The organism is Streptomyces sp. NPDC001530 (assembly GCF_042894545.1).
In the GTDB taxonomy this organism is placed as follows: Bacteria; Actinomycetota; Actinomycetes; order Streptomycetales; family Streptomycetaceae; genus Streptomyces.
On sequence record NZ_JBIAVS010000010.1, the window covers coordinates 1 to 17412 of the forward strand.

Genomic DNA, 17412 nt, shown 5'->3' on the forward strand with positions numbered 1-17412 from the left:
TATTCCGGCCACCTCGCCGTCTAACCCGGGCCTCCCCGCCCCCAAAAAAAACAAACACAACCAATCCGCCGCTCCGGGGCCTTCCCTACCAACACCCCCCCCCCCCCTTCCCCCCCCCCCCCCCCCCCCCGACGCGCCTTGCCCCACGCGGCCCGGTTCAGTTCGGACCCGACCAGTCGAAGGTGATGTGCTTGCTGGACTGACCCTCCCGGTCCCAGTGGAAGCCGAAGGCGTCGGCGCGGTCCGTCGTCGCGCGGCCCCAGGTCGCAACTTGACCCGGACCGGTCTCGCATCCCGGCAGGTTGGTCGTCTGCACACGCTCGCCCTCGGGTGTCGTCGGCCCGGTGAGCGCCAGCGCGCCGGCCTCGACCCGGCCCGGAACGGTGGCCTTCCACCCACCGAGGTCCTCGTCGACCAGCATCTCGATCGGGGCGTAGTCCATGCCGCGCATCTCGGCTCCGAACATACTGATCATCTCGGCGGGCCAGCTGCCGGCCTGACCGCTGAAGATCATCTGCAGTGCCTCGCGCTGCGCGTCGTCGGCCCTCTCGTCGAAGAAGACGGCCGCGTACGCGTCGGAGTGCTCGGCCCACACATTGCCGACGAACGAGCTGAGCATCAGCACATTGAGGCCTTCCAGCGGCACATCGCCGTAGTGCCCCTCCCGTATGTGCCAGGCCAGGACTCCGTCGCAGTCACCGTAGGTGGGAGGCTGCGCGAACGAGCATGGGCACGGCACATCGCACTTGCAGGTGTCGAACCAGTCCCCGGACACATGCCACTGCGGAACAGCGCTTGCCGTCTCAGCCATGTCATCGCCTCCTCGCGGCCTGCACCGGGTGATCGGGTGGTCGGTCATCTCGCGGGGACACATCGCCGTGGGACACCGCATCCGCTCGCAGACGCGGGTCATCAGCTCCATTCTCCGTCCCGTTCTCGCAGGCAATCCAAGAACTCCCGGGCAGCGCGGCCACCGCGCGATCGGGCGGCTTCTGTGGTGACCTGGAATCGCGTTCCGTAACCGGGCATCCCTCGCTGCGCCCATGCGGCCCGGCAATCTCCTCCCCGCCCGCGAGATGACCGTCGCCTGGTCCCTGATGCTGGTGCTCGCCCTGCTTGCATGGCTCCTTGTCGTGGGGCAGGCCGACGACACCGGGGTGGGACCGGGGACGATGGGCCTCGGCCTGCCGCTGTTCCTGCTGCTCTGGGTGATCATGACGATCGCCATGATGTTCCCGTCCGTGGCGCCGGTGGCGGTCACCTGGGCCCGGGCCATCGGGCGTCAGTCGTCCGGTGCCGCCCGCGCGGCCCGGATCGCCCAGTTCGCGGGCGGATACCTGATCGCCTGGGCGGCATTCGGGCTCGTCGTGTACGGGATCCTCACCGCGACCGGCGATCTGGTCGACAGCCACCCCGAAACCGGGCGCTGGATCGGCGCCGGAGCCTTCCTGCTCGCCGGACTCCACCAGTTCACTCCGCTCAAGAACCTCTGTCTGCGCCACTGCCGAAGCCCCGTGGGCCAGCTCGTGCGCTACGCCGGTTACCGGCCGGGCGCCCGCGATCTGCGCGTCGGCGCCCACCACGGGCTCTACTGTGTCGGCTGCTGCTGGGCGCTCATGATCGTCCTCGTGCCGCTGGGCACCATGAACATCGCGGCGATGGCCGGACTCGCGGTCGTCATCTTCATCGAGAAGCTGTGGCGGCTGGGACCGGTGTTCAGCGCCGTCGTCGGTGTCGTGTTCCTGGTCCTGGCCGTACTGGCGCCGTTCCAGAGTTGGCTGCTGCCAGGACTGGAGCATTCCGGGCCGTCGATGCAGCCGATGACGTGACGGCAGTTCCGGACCGTCGATGCAGCCGATGACGTGACCATCAACTCCGGGCGCGCGACCGCCCGTTCGCCGCCGCCGCCGTATGGACGTCGTGTGGGCCTGGGGACAGCCAGTACGACGAAGGTCACAAATACATATCGGACACTTCGCGCTTCAACCTTCACACGAGGCACACAAATTGGCTAAGTTGACGGGCAGGCCGCACGACTCCCTCCGGCGAACCCCGCCGGTTCGCGCGGCCGCCGCCGCATCCGGTGCACCCCCGTGGCAGCCGGAGCCGGGGACCCGACGACCCGGGGTGAATCGGCCCAACTGCCCAGCAGGGCAAGGGCCGTAGGGCATACCTTCCGGAACCGTCGGCCCGAACCCGACAGCCGACTCGGTAGGCGGAGCACGGAAGGAGCGCGTCTCCCATGGCGCCGGAACGAACCGTCACGCCTCGCCCGGCAGACGAGCCGAGTCGCGAAGAGGTCCGGCAGCGGATCAGCAGCCTCTACGACCAGGCCGAGAACGCCACCGGGAACTACAACGCGACCCGCGCGATGACCACGGGAACGCGCAGGCGCGTCAATCCGGTGCCCGACAACGAGCGCGGGCGCACCGACACCGCCCTCGACGACGTCACCAGGCAGTGGTTCGACGTGGGGCGCGCGCAGTTGGGCCCGACCGTGCCCGCACGGCTGCCGGCCGACAGGATGCCGAACCGCCCGGCCGAGACGCGACCCGCACGCCCGGCGGAACGTCCGGACGCCGCACCCACCCACCGCGAGCTGGAGGCTGCCGCCCGAGCCGTCCCGGAGTTGACCGCCGGGCCTGCCGCCGGGATGGCTGCCGGTCCCGCGGCGGAGTTGACCGCCAGGGCCGTCGCGGCGCTGCCGGCCGCGCCGGGGACACGGCAGGAAGCCGCCAAGGCCCTGCCCGCACCGGCCGCCGAGCCGCAGCGGACTTCATTGAAGACGTCCAAGGAGCAGATCCAGCAAAAGATCGCAACGGCCCGTGAGTTGCTCTCCAGGCACGTCGCACAGCAGAGCGCTGCGATCGACTCCCGGCCGGCAGTGGACGCCTGGCGTACCGCCGAGGAGCCGGGCCTCCTCCAGGCCGGAGACGAGTGGCACCAACAGCAAGCGGCCACCCCCATCACGGACACGTTCATCTCCGACACGTTCATCACGGACACGTTCAGCGCCGCGGGCATGCCCATCGGCGCGGACAGCGCAGCGGACACCGGGTACGGCAGGAAGGCCGCGAAGGCACTCGCCTTTGCCCGTGGGCAGATCGGCAGGCCGTGCGTCTGGGGCGCGTCCGGACCGGACTCGTACGACTGCTCCAGTCTCACCCAGGCCGCCTGGAAGACCGCCGGGGTCGCACTCCCGCGCACCGCGCACGAGCAGGCGACCGTCGGCACGGCGATCCCCCTCGCCGACATCCGCCCCGGCGACCTGATCTTCTTCTACGGCAACGTCAGCCACGTCGGCCTCTACATCGGCAACGGCATGATGATCCACGCCCCGAGCCCGGGGGCCTATGTACGCGAAGAGTCGATCTTCTACGCCGGAGAGTCGACGATCCACAGCGCGACACGGCCGGCGTGAAGCCCTGCGGCCTCCCGGGATGAGTTTCCGCGCACGTGTGGCGCGCGCGTGGCGCACGTGTGGCCGCACGTGTGGCGTCGAAGGACCACGAGACACGTCGAACGACGAGCTGGTCCGCGAGGACTTCCTCGACAGCTTCGACTCGCTGGAGGAGTACGTGCGGCAGCTGGACATACGGGCGCAGCTGGCCCCGGTGGGTGAGCCGGACGTGGCCGGCGTCGCCCAACTCACCCAACGCGCAACGGGTTCACGCGGGTCCCCGACCACAACGGCACGGACACGGCGGTCTTCCGCCACGACCTCGCCGACATCGCCTCGCTGCCGGAGTACGTCCATCTCAACTCGATCATCGGGGAGTTGAGCTCGTGAACGGGATGGCTCGCCACCCGACCGGCGCTCCCCACGGCGGGCGCGCCTGCCGGATGGCCAGGCGGCAAGGAGACGAGGCGTCAGCGCCGTCTCCCCACCGCCTCTTCGACCGGCCGCTTCTCAGCAGATCCTCGGCAGCTGTTCCCCGATCGGCATATCGACCACTCGGGTGCCGCCCAGCCCGGTGCGGGCCACCACCATGCCGGGATGGGCGTCCACGACCTCGCCGATGATCCTGGACTCCGTACCCAGCGGATGCGCCCGCATCGCGTCCAGTACGGCGTCGGCGTGCTCGCGAGGGACAAAGGCCACCAGCTTGCCCTCATTGGCGACGTACATGGGGTCCAGGCCCAGCACGGCGCAGGCGTTGGCGACGGCGGGCGGTACGGGGACGTCGCGCTCCCGGATGACGACCCCGGTGCCCGAGGCCGCCGCGATCTCGTTCAGCGCGGCCGCCAGCCCGCCCCGCGTGGGATCGCGCAGTACGTGCAGATCCGGGGTGACGGCGAGCATGGCTTCGACCAGACCTCCGAGCGCCGCGCAGTCGCTCTCGATCTCCACACCGAATTCCAGGCCCTCGCGCACGGACATGATCGCCACGCCGTGCACGCCGATCGCGCCGCTGACCATCACGACATCGCCGGGCACGACCCGCTGCGGACGCAGGTCGACGCCCGCCGGGATGAGCCCGATACCAGCCGTGTTGACGAAGATCCCATCGCCGTGACCGGCCTCCACCACCTTGGTGTCGCCGGTCGCCACCTCGACGCCCGCGGCCCGCGCCGCCGCACCGAGCGCCTCGGCCACGCGGGCGACGGTCTCCATCTCGACGCCTTCCTCCAGGATGAAGCCGCAGGAGAGGTAGGCGGCCCGGGCTCCGCTCATGGCGAGATCGTTGACGGTGCCGTTGACGGCGAGGTCGCCGATGCTGCCGCCGGGGAAGAACAGCGGGCGTACGACGAACGAGTCGGTGGAGAAGGCCAGTCGGAGGCCGCCGAGCGACAACGCGGCGGCGTCGCCCGACTGAGCGAGCACGTCTCCCCCGTAGGCGGGCGCGAAGATGTGCTGGACCAGCTCCGCGGAGAGCGCCCCGCCTCCGCCGTGGCCCATGACGATGCGGGACTGGTCGCGCAGCGGAGCCGGGCAGGTCCAGGCCGCCGGGTCCAGGGAGGGCGTGATCAGGTCGGTGGTGTCAGACAACGGGGGTCGCCTCCCGGGGCGCGGGGGTGATGTCCAGGCGCCGGTAGAGGTAGTACGCGGCGCAGGCGCCCTCGCTGGAGACCATCGTGGCTCCGAGCGGGGTCCGGGGTGTGCAGAGGGTGCCGAACGCCTCGCACTGGTGCGGCTTGAGCAGGCCCTGCAGGACCTCGCCGCTGCGGCATGCGGCCGGTTCCCGGGTCCGGATGCCGTCGACCGAGAAACGGTACTCGGCGTCGTAGTCACGGTATTTCGGGGACAGCCGCCAGCCGCTGTCGGGGATCACACCGATACCGCGCCAGGCCCGGTCGGTGACCTCGAAGACGTCCTCCAGCATGGCCCGCGCGGCCGGGTTCCCCTCCGGGCGGACGGCACGGGGGTAGGCGTTGTCGACGGTGTGTTCACCGCGCTCCAGCTGCGCCACGGTCCGGCGCACACCTTCCAGGATGTCCAGGGGCTCGAATCCTGTGACGACGATGGGGACGCGGAAGCGCTCCGCCAGCTCCGGGTACTCCCCCACGCCCATCACGCTGCACACGTGCCCGGCCGCCAGGAAGCCCTGGACCCGGCAGCTCGGGGACCGCATGATCGCCTCGATGGCGGGCGGCACGCGCACATGGGACACCAAGAGGCTGAAGTTCGGGATGCCGAGCCTGCGGGCCTGATACACCGTCATCGCGTTGGGAGGCGCGGTCGTCTCGAAGCCGATGCCGAAGAACACCACCTCGCGGTCGGGGTTCTGCTGGGCGATCCGCAGGGCGTCGAGCGGCGAGTAGACGACCCGCACGTCGCCGCCTTCGCCGCGTACCTGGAAGAGGTCGCGTCCGGTGCCGGGCACGCGCAGCATGTCGCCGAAGGAACAGAAGGTCACCCCCGGGCGGGAGGCGATCTCCAGTGCCTTGTCGATGACCTCCAGGGGGGTCACACACACGGGGCAGCCGGGGCCGTGGATCAACTCGACCTGGTCCGGCAGGAGTTGGTCGATGCCGTGGCGGATGATGGTGTGCGTCTGGCCTCCGCAGACCTCCATCAGCGACCACGGTCTGGTCACCGTGGAGTGGATGTCGTCGAGCAGCCGACGCGCCAGGTCCGGGTCCTGGAACTCGTCGATGTACTTCACTTCCGCGCCTCCTCTCCCGCGGGCGGCAGGGCTGCGCCCGCCTCCGCGGCCATGTCCCAGGGGTCGCCGAACTCCTCCTGCAGCATGCCGAGGGTGGCGAAGAGCTCGAGCGTCTGCTTCGCCGATTCCTCGTCGAGGCGCTGCAGGGCGAATCCGACGTGGACGATGGCGTACTCACCGACCTGGAGGTCGGGCAGGTACTCCAGGCACACCTCCTTGACCACACCGCCGAAGTCGACGTTGGCCATCCGGGTGCCGTCACGTTCCTCGATGTCCAGCACTCTGCCGGGTACCGCCAGGCACATGGGCCTCTCCTCGCTCTGGGTCGTGCGTCGTCGCCCGGCGCCGCCGGGTCGGTTCGTCAGTCGGTGGCTCGGGTACGGTCCTTGGCACGCGCGGCGACCACGAGCTGGCCGAGGGCCAGACCGCCGTCGCCCGGCGGGACCAGGTGGTGGCGCAGGACCGTGAAGCCGTCCGCGGCCAGGGCCGCCGCGCACGCGGAGGAGAGCAGGGAGTTGGCGAACACGCCGCCGGTCAGAGCGACCGTCTCCACTTCGTGCCGCTCTCGCGCCAGCGCACACATGTGGTGGACGAGTCCGGTGACGGCCCTGTGGAATCGGGACGCGACCAGGGCCGCTCCCGCGCCCGCTCGAAGGTCGTCGACGATCGCCGCGAGGACGGGGGCCGGATCCGCGACGAAAGGCGCCGCTTCCGCCACGCCGGGTGCGCCATCCGCCCCCGGCGCACCGCCACCCGGCTCGGCACCGGTATCCGCCCCCGGCGCACCGCCACCCGGCTCGGCACCGGTATCCGCCCACACCGCACCGCCGCCCAGCCCCGCACCCGCATCCGCCCACACCGCACCGCCGCCCAGCCCGGCACCGGCATCCGCCCGCACCCCGAACGCGTACGCCGCGCTGTCCCCGGCGGCTGCCGTCAGCGCGGCGGCCTCCAGCTCGACCGCCGCCTGGGCTTCGTATCCGGCCCGGTGGCAGACGCCCGCGAGGGACGACACGGCGTCGAAGAGCCGGCCCATGCTGGAGGTGGGGACGCAGTTCAGGTGTCGCTCCAACTGCCGTTCCAGCACCCGGCGTTCGTCGGGCGGGCAGGCGGCGACGCAGGCGAGGTCGTCCGACCAGCCGACCCCGGCCGCCCGCAGGTGGGCGAGCGCCATCCGGTACGGCCGGTGCACCGCGGCATCGCCGCCGGGCAGCGGCACGTACGCGAGATGCCCGAACCGAGTGAAGCCGTCGTAGTCCGCGAGCAGGATCTCCCCACCCCACACGGCCCCGTCGTCTCCGTAGCCGGTGCCGTCGAAGGCGACACCGATCACCGGCCGACTGCCGTCCAGGCCCTGTTCGGCCATCGCGGCGGCGACATGGGCGTGATGGTGCTGGACGCGCACGACGGGTCGGCCCGCCGCGTTCCGGTCGGCCCAACGTGCCGAGCGGTACCCGGGATGCCGGTCGGCCGCCAGCAGTTCCGGTCGTACCGGGGTGATCGACTCCAGTTGTACCGTGGCGCGCTCGAAGGCCCGCTGGGTGGCGAGGTCGTCCATGTCCCCGATGTGGGCGGAGAGCCAGGCCCGGCGGCCTTCGCCGAGGCAGAGCACGTTCTTGAGGTCCCCGCCGACGGCGAGGGCCGGGCGCACGGGCACCGGAAGGGTCAGTGGGAGGGGCGCGTAGCCGCGGGCGCGGCGCACCAGCAGCGGCTCGCCGTCGCACACGCGCACCACGGAGTCGTCGCACGGCACATGGATCGGCCGGTCGTGGGTGAGCCAGCCGTCGGCCAGGTGCGCCAGCCGCTCCAGCGCCTCCTGGTCGTCGGTGACGATCGGCTCACCGGACACATTGCCACTGGTCATGACGACCAGCCGGGGCCCGTCGGGTTCGCCGGGCAGGCCGAACAGCAGATGGTGCAGGGGGGTGTACGGCAGCATGACGCCGAGGTCGGGGCTGCCGGGTGCGACGGACGCGGCCGGACGTGGTGCCCCCGGCCCGACGAACGCCTCCGTACGGCGGCGCAGTAGCACGATGGGCCTGGTGGCACTGCCGAGCAGGCCCCGCTCCTCGGGACCGAGCCGGACGAGATGCTCGATGTCGTCGACGCTGCGGGCCATGACGGCGAACGGCTTGTCCCCCCTGCCCTTTCGGCGGCGCAGCAGGGCGACGGCTCCCGGATCCGTGGCATCGCAGGCCAGGTGGTAGCCGCCCAGTCCCTTGACCGCGAGGATCGCGCCGCTCGCCAGGAGTCCGCGCGCCTCGGCGACGGGATCCGCTTCCGGGGACACGTCTGCCGGTGGTCCGCCGAGGCCCTCTACGGGGACGAGCAGGCGCAGTCGCGGGCCGCAGGCCGGGCAGGCGACGGGTTGCGCGTGAAAGCGCCGGTCGGCCGGATCGGCGTACTCGCGGGCGCAGTCGGGGCACATCGGGAAGCCGGCCATGGTGGTGTGCGCCCGGTCGTAGGGCAGGCCGGTGACGATCGTGAACCGGGGGCCGCAGTGCGTGCAGTTGATGAAGGGATGGCGGTGGCGCCGGTCGGCGGGGTCGGCGAGTTCGCGCAGGCACTCGGCACAGGTCGCGGTGTCCGGGGGGATCAGCGTCCCGGCCGGTCCGTCCGTGCGGGAGGCGAGGATGGTGAACGCGGAGTCGCCGGTGGCGGGCACCTCTTGGTGGTGGACGGAGTCCACTCGTGCCAGCGGCGGTGTGTGCACGGCGATCCGGTCGCAGAACCGGGCGACGGCCGCGGGTGCTCCCTCGACTTCCGCGATGACGCCCTCGGGGGTGTTGGTCACGTGCCCGGTCAGGTCGAGGCCGGTGGCGAGGGTGTAGACGTACGGCCGGAAGCCGACGCCCTGGACCACGCCCCGTACGGTGACCCGACGGCGCAGCGGCGCTTCGGCGGCGACTGCGGTCGAGGACTGCGGACCGCTCACGAGCGGGACTGTGCCATGGCGCCGGAGCCGTGCGGGTGCTCATGGGTGTGATCGTGGGAGTACGAGGAGCCGTCGGGCCGACGCGCCATGACGGGAGTGTGGAGGGTGGCGCCGTCCGCGGCCGCCAGCGCCCGGTCGAGCAGGGCACCGACGCCCCGGTCCCGGCGGGCCGAGGTCAGCAGCACGTCCACCCCGGGGTTGACCCGTTCGACGTGCGCGCGGAACGCCGCCTCGTCGAATTCGACGGCCTCGGCGATGTCGGTCTTGGTGACCACCACCAGGTGGGCGAGGCCGAAGGCGGTGGGGTACTTCAGCGGCTTGTCCTCGCCCTCCGCCACGGAGGCGAGCACGACTCTCAGGGTCTCCCCGAGGTCGTAGGAGGCCGGGCAGACGAGGTTGCCGACGTTCTCCACGAACAGCAGCCGGATGCCGTCGGGCAGCCAGCCCTCCAGGTGGCGGCCGAGCATCCCGGCCTCCAGATGGCACAGCCCGTCCGTGAGGACCTGCTTGACCGGGACGCCCGAGCGCGCCAGCCGCTCCGCGTCGTTCTCGGTGGCAAGGTCGGCGGTGAGCGCCGCGACCGGCACGGACTGCTCCCGCGCCAGCACCAACTCCCGTTCCAGCAGGGCGGTCTTGCCGCTGCCTGGGCTGGACAGCAGATTGACGACCGTGGTGCCGCGGGCCGCCAGTGCGGCGCGCAGGGTGTGCGCGGTCGCGTCGTTCTTGGCGAGTACGGCCTGTTGCAGGTCGACCACACGGCACATGGTTCAGCGCTCCTCGGGGATCGGTTCGCGGGTGTGTGCGTGCGTCGGGCCGTCCTCCCAGTGCACACTGACGATCTGCAGCTCACGGCCCGACAGCAGGTCGGTGGTGGCCCCATCGCACCGCGGGCAGCTCAGCAGGGGCGGCATGCCGACGGCCCATTCGTGCGCGCACGGTGCGCAGCGGGCTCGTCCCGGCACCGCGTCGGTGACCAGTTCGGCGCCTTCCAGCACGGTCCCGGCGCAGGCCAGTTCGAAGCAGAAGGACAGGGCATCGGGTACGACACCGGCCAGCTCGCCCACTTGAAGTCGCACCGAGCGCACCGCCGTGACGGCTCCGGCCCGCTCCGCCGCCTCCTCCACCTGGCCGATCACGGCCAGCGCGATGGACATCTCGTGCATCGGTCTCCGTCCTGGCGGAGGCCGCTCGCCACCGACCGCCACCGAGCCGACCGGCCCGTCGGGCCAGGCGTCCGCCGCCCCTCATTAGAGGGGAGGCGGCACAGGGCGGCTGACCGGCACGCCGTCGCCGCCCGGCCGCGTACGCCGTTCGCCGCAGCGGCGAATTCGGCCGGGGGCCGGCTCACATGCGGCGCATCCGCAGGTAGCGTCTGATGTCGGGCAGGGACTGCACGACGACGGCGGCGACAGCGGCGGCCAGCGCGCCGCCCACGAGGGCTTTGATCATTCTGTCTCTCCTCACTTCGCGGCTTCGCCGGCCGTGGCCCGCGGCGCGGGCTCTCCCGGCTCCTCGGCGCGCAGCAACTCTTCGATCAGCCGGACGGCCTCCGGTACGGCGGCGGAGACCGGCGGGCTGAGACCGATGCCCTCCGCCACCGAGGCGGGTTCGCATCCCACCACCAGCGTGCGCCGCGGCGGCTGCCCGCCGGCTGCGGCACAGAGCGTTGCCAGCAGCGCGAGCACGGTGTCGGGGGTCATCCGGTGGCCGTCGAGCGGTGCGCCGTGCGGCTCGCCTCCGCCGGCGGTGTCGTGCTGGATCACGTACAGGGTGCCGGGGTCCTCGCCGCGCGCGGTGGCGTCCACCAGGATGAGGGTGTCGTAGCCGTCGAGGACCTGGTACGCGAGGTGCACTCCCCGTACGCCGATGTCCACGGCCTCGACGTGCGGCGGCAGTTGCCTCGCGGCGAGTACGCGCACGGTTTCGACGCCGAAGCCGTCGTCCCCGAGGAAGATGTTCCCGATACCGGCGACGAGCACCCTGCCGCTCTCCTGGCAGGGCGAGTCCGGGGGAAGGCTCATGCGTCGTCCTCCAGCGGTGTGACCTCGTCGGGCTGGAAGTACAGGAAGCGTCCCTGCTCACGGCGGATGTCGGCGCCCGGATCGTCCTCGATCGTCACCGCCAGGTGCACTCCGCCGTCCACGTCGTGCAGGACGGCCTCGACCTTCGCCGTACGCCCCGTCAGGAACAGGTCCTGTGCGTCGGTGCGCCGCGGCCCCGCTCGCAGCAGCACCCGGCTTCCCGCGCCCAGCGACCGGCCGTCCACGACGACGCGGTCGCGTCCCGGGTCGAAGCCGGCCTCGCTCGCCGGGTCCCACCACGGGGTGTCCGGACGCCGCACGCCGTGCTCATCGGGGAACCCGGTCGCGGCCGGAGCGGGGGCCGATCCCGTCACCTCACGCAGGCCGCGCACCGCCCCGTGCAGGCGCTCCAGGACCTCGGGGGGCATCGAGTCCGCCAAGTCGATCACGGCGGCCGCCCGCTCGTCGGTGCCGCGGGCCTCGCGCTTCTCCTCGTCGGTGAGGGCGGCCGTGCGCAGCGCGAGGATCTCGTCGATCTCGGTGGCGTCGTACAGGGCCCCGGGGCTTTCCGGGGCGACGGCCGGGTGGTCCTCCAGGATGATCGGTGAGGAGAGCACCACGTCGGCGCGGCCGGGTTCGCCGGCGAGTACGGGCCAGGTGTGCAGATTGCGGCAGGACGCGATCGCGCCCTTCGCCCACTCGGGGGGATCGGTCATCGACAGGAACGACCCGGAGCTCAGCGCCATGAGGAGGTGGGAGGCCACCAGGGAGTGCGGGAGCGCCGCGTCACGGCCGGCGGCCGCACCGTCCGGGGGTGTCCAGGTGCTGGTGTTCTCGACGACGGCGGTCAGCCGCATGACCCGGTAGGGCCCGTCGAGTGCGCACGCGGACAGCCGGAGTGCGCCGCTGATCTCCTGGTAGCGGCGGATGACGCGGCCGACGGGGCGGCCGGCCTCGTCGAGGACGGGCTCGTGCTCCTCCCCGGCGGGGCGGTCGAAGGGGATGGTGATCCCGTCGCCCAGGAGGTCGTCCACCGTCACGACCGCTTCGACGCGTTCCTCGGTTCCCTCGTCCCAGGGGACCAGGATCCGGTCCCCGAGCCGGAGTTCGGGGACCGTGTCGAAGCCGCCGTCCGGGCGCGCCTGCTGGACCGTCCGCCGCCGGGCGCGCAGGAAGCGCAGCTCGACCGCCAGGGTGGCGTCCGCCTTGGGTTCCATCAGGCATTCGGTGTGCTGGAAGTCGTGCTCCTCGCACTCGGCGCCCCAGGCGGGCGGTACGAGTACGCCGAACTGCCAGCGCAGCCGGTTCTTGGCCGCCGAGGCCCGGTAGGGGTAGAGCACATAGCCCTCGAAGAGGACGGCGTCGGCCACCTGCCGGGCGAGGGCGAGGCGTTCCTCGGTCTCCGGGGCGAACGCGGTCACGCTCACGGAGCGGTCCTTCCGGTGGTGCCGGTGAGAGCCGGGCCCTGCCGGGGCGGGGCCGCGGTGCCCGCCTCGTCGAGCAGGGCCCGTACGGTCGCCTCCCAGGAGGGCAGCGCCCGTCGTGAGCGGAACGCGAGCAGGGCGTCCATGGTGTCGCGGGGCAGCCGGATCCAGCCGCAACCGGGGAAATGCTGTTCGACCATCTCCCGCCAGGTCGCGACCGGCATCCGGAAGGCCGCTTCCCGGTCCCAGGGGACGGGTTCGACGCGGAAGCCGCCCGCTCCGGTGAACGCCGTCCCGGAGAAGAGCATCAGCAGGGGCACCTCGCCGCCGGTGAGCGCGGCGAAGTAGCGGGTCGCGGCGATGTCCATGTCGTAGGTGCAGGGCACGACGAGATCCGTCTCGGTCTGCCCGGTGAACGCGGGGACCATGACGGGGACTTGGGCGAACTGCACCGGTTGGACGGTGCTGCCCCAGCGCGAGCGCTCGCCGAAGAGGTCGGCGAGCGCGGCTGCCTCGGCCGGCTCGTAGCCGCGCCGGGCGGGCTCGATGCGGATCTGGCAGCGCAGCGCCAGGGCGTGCACCGGTTCGTCGCCGGTCGCGGTGATGCGCAGCCGGAAGACCAGGGTCGGTCCTGCGGCATAGCGGTCGGCGCGCACGCCGGTGCAGGCGAAGGACAGCTCCGTCACGGCCGGCCCTCCTCGCCCACGGTCCGGGCGCGTTGCCCGACCTGCTCGAAGAACGCGCCGAGGGCGGCGCGGGCCTCGGCCCCGCCGTCGAAGCCCTGCCACAACAGGCGCATGCGGCCGACGAGTTCGTAGCAGATGTCGATCGGTACCAGATAGCACTCGTGGCGGCCGTCGGTGCGGCGCAGCAGCAGCGCCTCCACATCGGGTTCGAGCAGCTCGGCGAGGCGGCTGTCGCCGAGGACGGTCGCCCAGGTCTCCGGGTCGAGTTCACTCTCGGTGGCCCCTGCCGGGCTCGGATAGAGGGCCACCAGCCGGTCGAGCGCGGTGTTGCGGAAGAAGAAGGCGACGCCGACCGGGATCTGCAGCGCCCCCCAGGCACGGTCGTCGAGGCGGTGGGCCGGGTCGGTGAGGTAGCGGTCCGGAACGGCGCGGAAGCGGCCCGCGGCGGCGCCCGGCTGCTCCATCAGCAGGGCGCAGGACGGGCAGGCGCAGACGAGGGCCCGTTTCTCGGTGTCCACCAAGTGGCCGTGGTGCGCTTCGTCCACTGCCACCGCGCAGAGCCCGCACCGCTCCGGCTGTGGCTGACGCCCGGTCAGGAACCTGCGCAGACCGGGGCCGCGGGGTGCCGGGGGCGCGCTCATGGGGTGTGCGCCGGAGCCGGGTGGGCGGTGGCGCGGCTCCCGGGGCGGGTGCCGATCTGGAGCAGTGCGGGCTCCCTCGACGTGCCGGCGGGCAGTACTTCGACGACCGTGACCTCCGGCGCGAAGCAGGCGAGCGCGTCCTCGGCCGCCTGCTGGGCCGTCGTACCGCCTCCGGCGCAGCCGCATCCCCCGCCCGCGGCCGCCCGCAGCCGGAGGGTCCCGGTCGACTCGTCGAAGTCCACGACGTCCAGGTCGTGTTCACGGACGGTGTCGAGCGCGCGGGCGATACGGGTCGCCCGGTCCTCGGGGTGGAGGTCGTGCAGGACGAGGAGGCTCGCGACCAGTTCGTCGCCGAGCAGAGCCGCCACCGGATCGCCCGGTGGCCTGCGGTCCGCGGGCGCGGACAACAGGTGGAGCGTCCGGGCCAGGCCCGCCCCGTAGAAGTCCATGAGGGCCTGCACGAGTTCCTCGGCCGCCGCGCGGGCGGCCGGGTCTCCGGTGGCGGAGAGTCGGTCGAGCACGTCCTCGATCCGCCGCCCGGTCCGCACCGCGTCCACTGTCTTCGTCGCGTCGACCGCCGTGCCCGCGCTCATCCGCCCAGTCCGCTCAGGCCGGTGGGCACATGCATCTTCTGTACGGTTTTGCCGCCGCCGACGTACATGTGGACGCCACAGGGCAGGCAGGGGTCGAAGCTGCGGACGGTGCGCATGATGTCGATGCCCTTGAAGTTCTCCGGGGTGTTCTCCTCGAAGATCGGGGTGTTCTGCACAGCGTCCTCGTACGGGCCGGGCGTGCCGAAGGAGTCCCTGGTGCTGGCATTCCACGGGGTCGGCGGGTACGGGTGGTAGTTGGCGATCTTGCCGTCGCGGATCACCATGTGGTGCGAGAGAACACCGCGCACGGCCTCGGTGAAGCCGACACCGATGCTCTCGTCGGGCACCTCGAACTTCTCCCAGGTCTGGGTGCGTCCGGCCCGGACCTCCTCCAGTCCCTTCTCCGCGAAGTGCAGGGCGACGGCGGCGGTGTAGGCCTGGAAGTAGGTGCGCGCCCGGTTGCGCTCGATCGCGTTGCTCCAGCGCGGGATCTTCCACTCGAAAGTGGTCTCGGGCCTGGTCATCGTGCGCGGCAGGTTGATGACCACGCTGTTGCCCGTGGCCTTCACATACCCGGTGTCGACGAGCCCGGACAGGGCGGTGGACCACAGCCGGGCGATGGGGCCGCCGCCGGTGTCCAGGGCGAGGTGCTCCTTGCCGTCGAACCAGCGGGGCGACATCACCCAGCTGTACTTGTCGTCGAAGTTCCGCTTCTGCGGGGCGGGGATGGTGTGCTGGTTCCAGGGGTGGCGCGGGTCGACCGGGTTGCCGAGCGGGTCGTGGGTGACGAACTGCTCCTTGCCCTGCCAGTCCTCGTAGTAGGAACTGCCCAGCAGGATGCGGATACCGAGGTTGATCTCGGTGAGGTCGTTGGTGACGAGCTTGCCGTCCACGATGATGCCGGGGGTGACGAACATGCGCCGGCCCCAGTCCGTCATGTTGGCGTAGGTGAAGTCGCAGTACTCGGGGTCGTTGAGGGCTCCCCAGCAGCCGAGCAGGACCCGTCGGCGCCCCACTTCCTCGTACCCGGGCAGCGCCTCGTAGAAGAAGTCGAAGAGGTCGTCGTGCAGGGGGACGACGCGCTTCATGAACTCCACGTAGCGCATCAGGCGGCTGAGGTAGTCCGTGAAGAGCTGTACGGAGGCGATGGTTCCCACGCCGCCCGGGTAGAGCGTGGAGGGGTGCACATGGCGTCCCTCCATGAGGCAGAACATCTCCCGGGTGTAGCGGCTCACCTGCAGGGCCTCGCGGTAGAACTCGCCCTCGAGGGGGTTCAGGGACCGCATGATGTCGGCGATCGTGCGGTAGCCGTGCTCCCCGGCGTGCGGTGCCTCGGTGCGCTCGGCGAGTTCGAGGACTCCGGGGTTGGTCTCCTTGACCATCTTCTCGCAGTAGTCGACCCCGACCAGGTTCTCCTGGAAGATGTTGTGGTCGAACATGTACTCCGCGGACTCGCCGAGGTTGATGATCCATTCACCGAGGTGCGGCGGCTTCACCCCGTAGGCCATGTTCTGCGTGTACACCGAGCAGGTGGCGTGGTTGTCGCCGCAGATGCCGCAGATGCGGCTGGTGATGAAGTGGGCGTCGCGGGGGTCCTTGCCGCGCATGAAGACGCTGTAGCCGCGGAAGACGGACGAGGTGCTGTAGCACTCCGCGACCCGCTTCTGCTTGAAGTCGATCTTCGTATGGATGCCCAGGCTGCCCACGATCCGGGTGATCGGGTCCCAAGCCATCTCCATCAGGCCGCTACCGTCACCGGCCGCCTTCGTCGTCGGTGCCATCGTCTGGGTCGTGCCCTTCTTCGCGCGGGTGGTCCGGGAGGGTGGTGGACGGATCGGGGGATGCGGTTCAGGTATGGCGGGGTTCACCACGGGGGCCGGTATCCGGTGGTGAGCTTGCGTCCGGTGTGACGCCACTTCGGTTCCTTGTCGACGGTGTGCTGGGTGAGGGAGCGCAGTCTGCGGACCACCGCGCCGTAGGCGCCGCTGGCCTTGGTCGACAGCGTCGCGCCGGGGGGCTGGTCCATGAAGGGCATGAACTTGTCCGGGAAGCCGGGCATGGTGCAGGCGATGCAGATGCCGCCGACGTTCGGACAGCCGCCGATACCGCTCATCCAGCCCCGCTTGGGCACGTTGCACTTGACGACCGGTCCCCAGCAGCCGACCTTGACCAGGCACTTGGGCGAGTCGTACGTGTCGGCGAAGTCGCCCTGTTCGTAGTAGCCGGCGCGGTCGCAGCCCTCGTGCACGGTGGCGCCGAACAGCCAGGCCGGGCGCAGCTTGTCGTCGAGGGGGATCATCGGGGCGGAGCCGGCCGCCTGGTAGAGCAGATAGGTGAGTGTCTCGGCGAAGTTGTCGGGCTGGATCGGGCAGCCGGGGACGCACACGATCGGGATGTCGGCCTTGGACGTCCAGTCCCAGCCGAGGTAGTCCGGGACGCCCATCGCACCGGTCGGGTTGCCGGCCATCGCGTGGATGCCGCCGTACGTGGCGCACGTGCCGGCGCAGACGACCGCGAGGGCCTTGGGCGCGAGCCGGTCGATCCACTCGCTGGTGGTGATGGGCTGGCCGGTCTCCGGGTCGTCGCCGAAGCCGCACCAGTAGCCCTCGCGCTTGATCTTCTCGTTCGGGATGGATCCCTCGATGACCAACACGAAGGGGTCGAGCTCGCCGCGATCCCCCTTGAAGAACCACTCGATGAACGTGTCCGCGCCCCCCACCGGACCGGATTCGAAGTCGATGAGGGGCCAGTGGACGGCGATCTTCGGCAGGCCCGGCAGCTCGCCGAGTGCGATCTGCTCGATGCTCGGCTGCATCGCCGCCGTCAGCGCGACCGAGTCGCCGTCGCAGCTCAGCCCGGCGTTGATCCAGAGAATGTGGATCGTGGGCGTCTCGTCGGCGGGCGCACCACCGGCATCCGTTGCGCCGGCCGTGCTCGGCGTCGCCGCTGTCATGGGACCGCCTCCTCGGGGAGGTGAGGGATGAGAACCCGCAGAAAGAGAAATA

17 protein-coding genes and 1 riboswitch are annotated in these 17412 nt (G+C 71.3%); of the genes, 2 read left to right on the forward strand and 15 right to left on the reverse strand.

Annotated elements, in window-relative coordinates; all coding sequences use genetic code 11:
- Positions 1–157: 157 nt before the first annotated feature.
- A complete protein-coding gene (locus tag ACFY0T_RS20985) occupies positions 158–811 on the reverse strand; it encodes a DUF1326 domain-containing protein (RefSeq protein WP_388872476.1) in 654 nt (217 codons plus the stop codon).
- A 232-nt stretch (positions 812–1043) separates the two neighbouring features.
- Here ACFY0T_RS20985 and ACFY0T_RS20990 point away from each other — a divergent pair, with 232 nt between their 5' ends.
- Together ACFY0T_RS20990 and ACFY0T_RS20995 are read left to right on the forward strand one after the other, a co-directional pair.
- Positions 1044–1829 carry a DUF2182 domain-containing protein gene (locus ACFY0T_RS20990; protein WP_388872479.1) on the forward strand — a complete coding sequence of 262 codons (786 nt, stop codon included), beginning with the start codon at positions 1044–1046 and terminating at the stop codon, positions 1827–1829.
- A 243-nt stretch (positions 1830–2072) separates the two neighbouring features.
- Positions 2073–2218: riboswitch (cyclic di-AMP (ydaO/yuaA leader) on the forward strand.
- Positions 2219–2242: 24 nt separating this feature from the next.
- Entirely contained in the window at positions 2243–3421 is a 1179-nt protein-coding gene (locus tag ACFY0T_RS20995; protein ID WP_388872482.1) for a C40 family peptidase, read from the forward strand.
- A 489-nt stretch (positions 3422–3910) separates the two neighbouring features.
- On the opposite strand, the gene hypE is transcribed toward ACFY0T_RS20995, so the two are convergent.
- The 14 genes from hypE to ACFY0T_RS21065 form a co-directional block, all read right to left on the reverse strand.
- Positions 3911–4990, reverse strand: coding sequence for a hydrogenase expression/formation protein HypE (gene hypE / locus ACFY0T_RS21000; protein WP_388872485.1), 1080 nt, complete (start codon positions 4988–4990; stop codon positions 3911–3913).
- Positions 4983–6107: a hydrogenase formation protein HypD gene (hypD, locus tag ACFY0T_RS21005; protein WP_388872488.1), complete on the reverse strand. Its 1125-nt coding sequence runs from the start codon at positions 6105–6107 to the stop codon at positions 4983–4985. The genes hypE and hypD overlap by 8 nt, the downstream gene beginning before the upstream one ends.
- Positions 6104–6412 (reverse strand): HypC/HybG/HupF family hydrogenase formation chaperone, encoded by a 309-nt coding sequence (locus ACFY0T_RS21010; protein ID WP_388872491.1) that lies wholly within the window; start codon positions 6410–6412, stop codon positions 6104–6106. Before ACFY0T_RS21010 ends, hypD begins: the two co-directional genes overlap by 4 nt.
- A gap of 56 nt (positions 6413–6468) precedes the next feature.
- Positions 6469–9042, reverse strand: a complete 2574-nt coding sequence (gene hypF / locus ACFY0T_RS21015; protein WP_388872494.1) for a carbamoyltransferase HypF — start codon at positions 9040–9042, stop codon at positions 6469–6471.
- On the reverse strand, positions 9039–9806 hold the full coding sequence (gene hypB / locus ACFY0T_RS21020) for a hydrogenase nickel incorporation protein HypB (protein WP_388872497.1): 768 nt from the start codon (positions 9804–9806) through the stop codon (positions 9039–9041). The genes hypF and hypB overlap by 4 nt, the downstream gene beginning before the upstream one ends.
- A 3-nt stretch (positions 9807–9809) precedes the next feature.
- Positions 9810–10205 (reverse strand): hydrogenase maturation nickel metallochaperone HypA, encoded by a 396-nt coding sequence (hypA, locus tag ACFY0T_RS21025; RefSeq protein ID WP_388872499.1) that lies wholly within the window; start codon positions 10203–10205, stop codon positions 9810–9812.
- Positions 10206–10386: 181 nt separating this feature from the next.
- Positions 10387–10491, reverse strand: a complete 105-nt coding sequence (locus ACFY0T_RS21030; RefSeq protein WP_388872502.1) for a DUF6893 family small protein — start codon at positions 10489–10491, stop codon at positions 10387–10389.
- Positions 10492–10502: 11 nt separating this feature from the next.
- Positions 10503–11063, reverse strand: a complete 561-nt coding sequence (locus ACFY0T_RS21035) for a hydrogenase maturation protease (RefSeq protein ID WP_388872505.1) — start codon at positions 11061–11063, stop codon at positions 10503–10505.
- A complete protein-coding gene (locus tag ACFY0T_RS21040; protein ID WP_388872507.1) occupies positions 11060–12490 on the reverse strand; it encodes a hypothetical protein in 1431 nt (476 codons plus the stop codon). The genes ACFY0T_RS21035 and ACFY0T_RS21040 overlap by 4 nt, the downstream gene beginning before the upstream one ends.
- Positions 12487–13173 (reverse strand): DUF6084 family protein, encoded by a 687-nt coding sequence (locus tag ACFY0T_RS21045; RefSeq protein ID WP_388872510.1) that lies wholly within the window; start codon positions 13171–13173, stop codon positions 12487–12489. The genes ACFY0T_RS21040 and ACFY0T_RS21045 overlap by 4 nt, the downstream gene beginning before the upstream one ends.
- Entirely contained in the window at positions 13170–13814 is a 645-nt protein-coding gene (locus tag ACFY0T_RS21050; protein WP_388872513.1) for a DUF5947 family protein, read from the reverse strand. Before ACFY0T_RS21050 ends, ACFY0T_RS21045 begins: the two co-directional genes overlap by 4 nt.
- The gene (locus ACFY0T_RS21055) at positions 13811–14407 is read right to left on the reverse strand and encodes a hypothetical protein (RefSeq protein ID WP_388872516.1); all 597 of its coding nucleotides are present in this window, start codon (positions 14405–14407) and stop codon (positions 13811–13813) included. The genes ACFY0T_RS21050 and ACFY0T_RS21055 overlap by 4 nt, the downstream gene beginning before the upstream one ends.
- Positions 14404–16188 (reverse strand): nickel-dependent hydrogenase large subunit, encoded by a 1785-nt coding sequence (locus ACFY0T_RS21060; RefSeq protein ID WP_388872519.1) that lies wholly within the window; start codon positions 16186–16188, stop codon positions 14404–14406. The genes ACFY0T_RS21055 and ACFY0T_RS21060 overlap by 4 nt, the downstream gene beginning before the upstream one ends.
- Before the next feature lie 83 nt (positions 16189–16271).
- Positions 16272–17360 carry a hydrogenase expression protein HypE gene (locus ACFY0T_RS21065; RefSeq protein ID WP_388872522.1) on the reverse strand — a complete coding sequence of 363 codons (1089 nt, stop codon included), beginning with the start codon at positions 17358–17360 and terminating at the stop codon, positions 16272–16274.
- Positions 17361–17412: the final 52 nt, after the last annotated feature.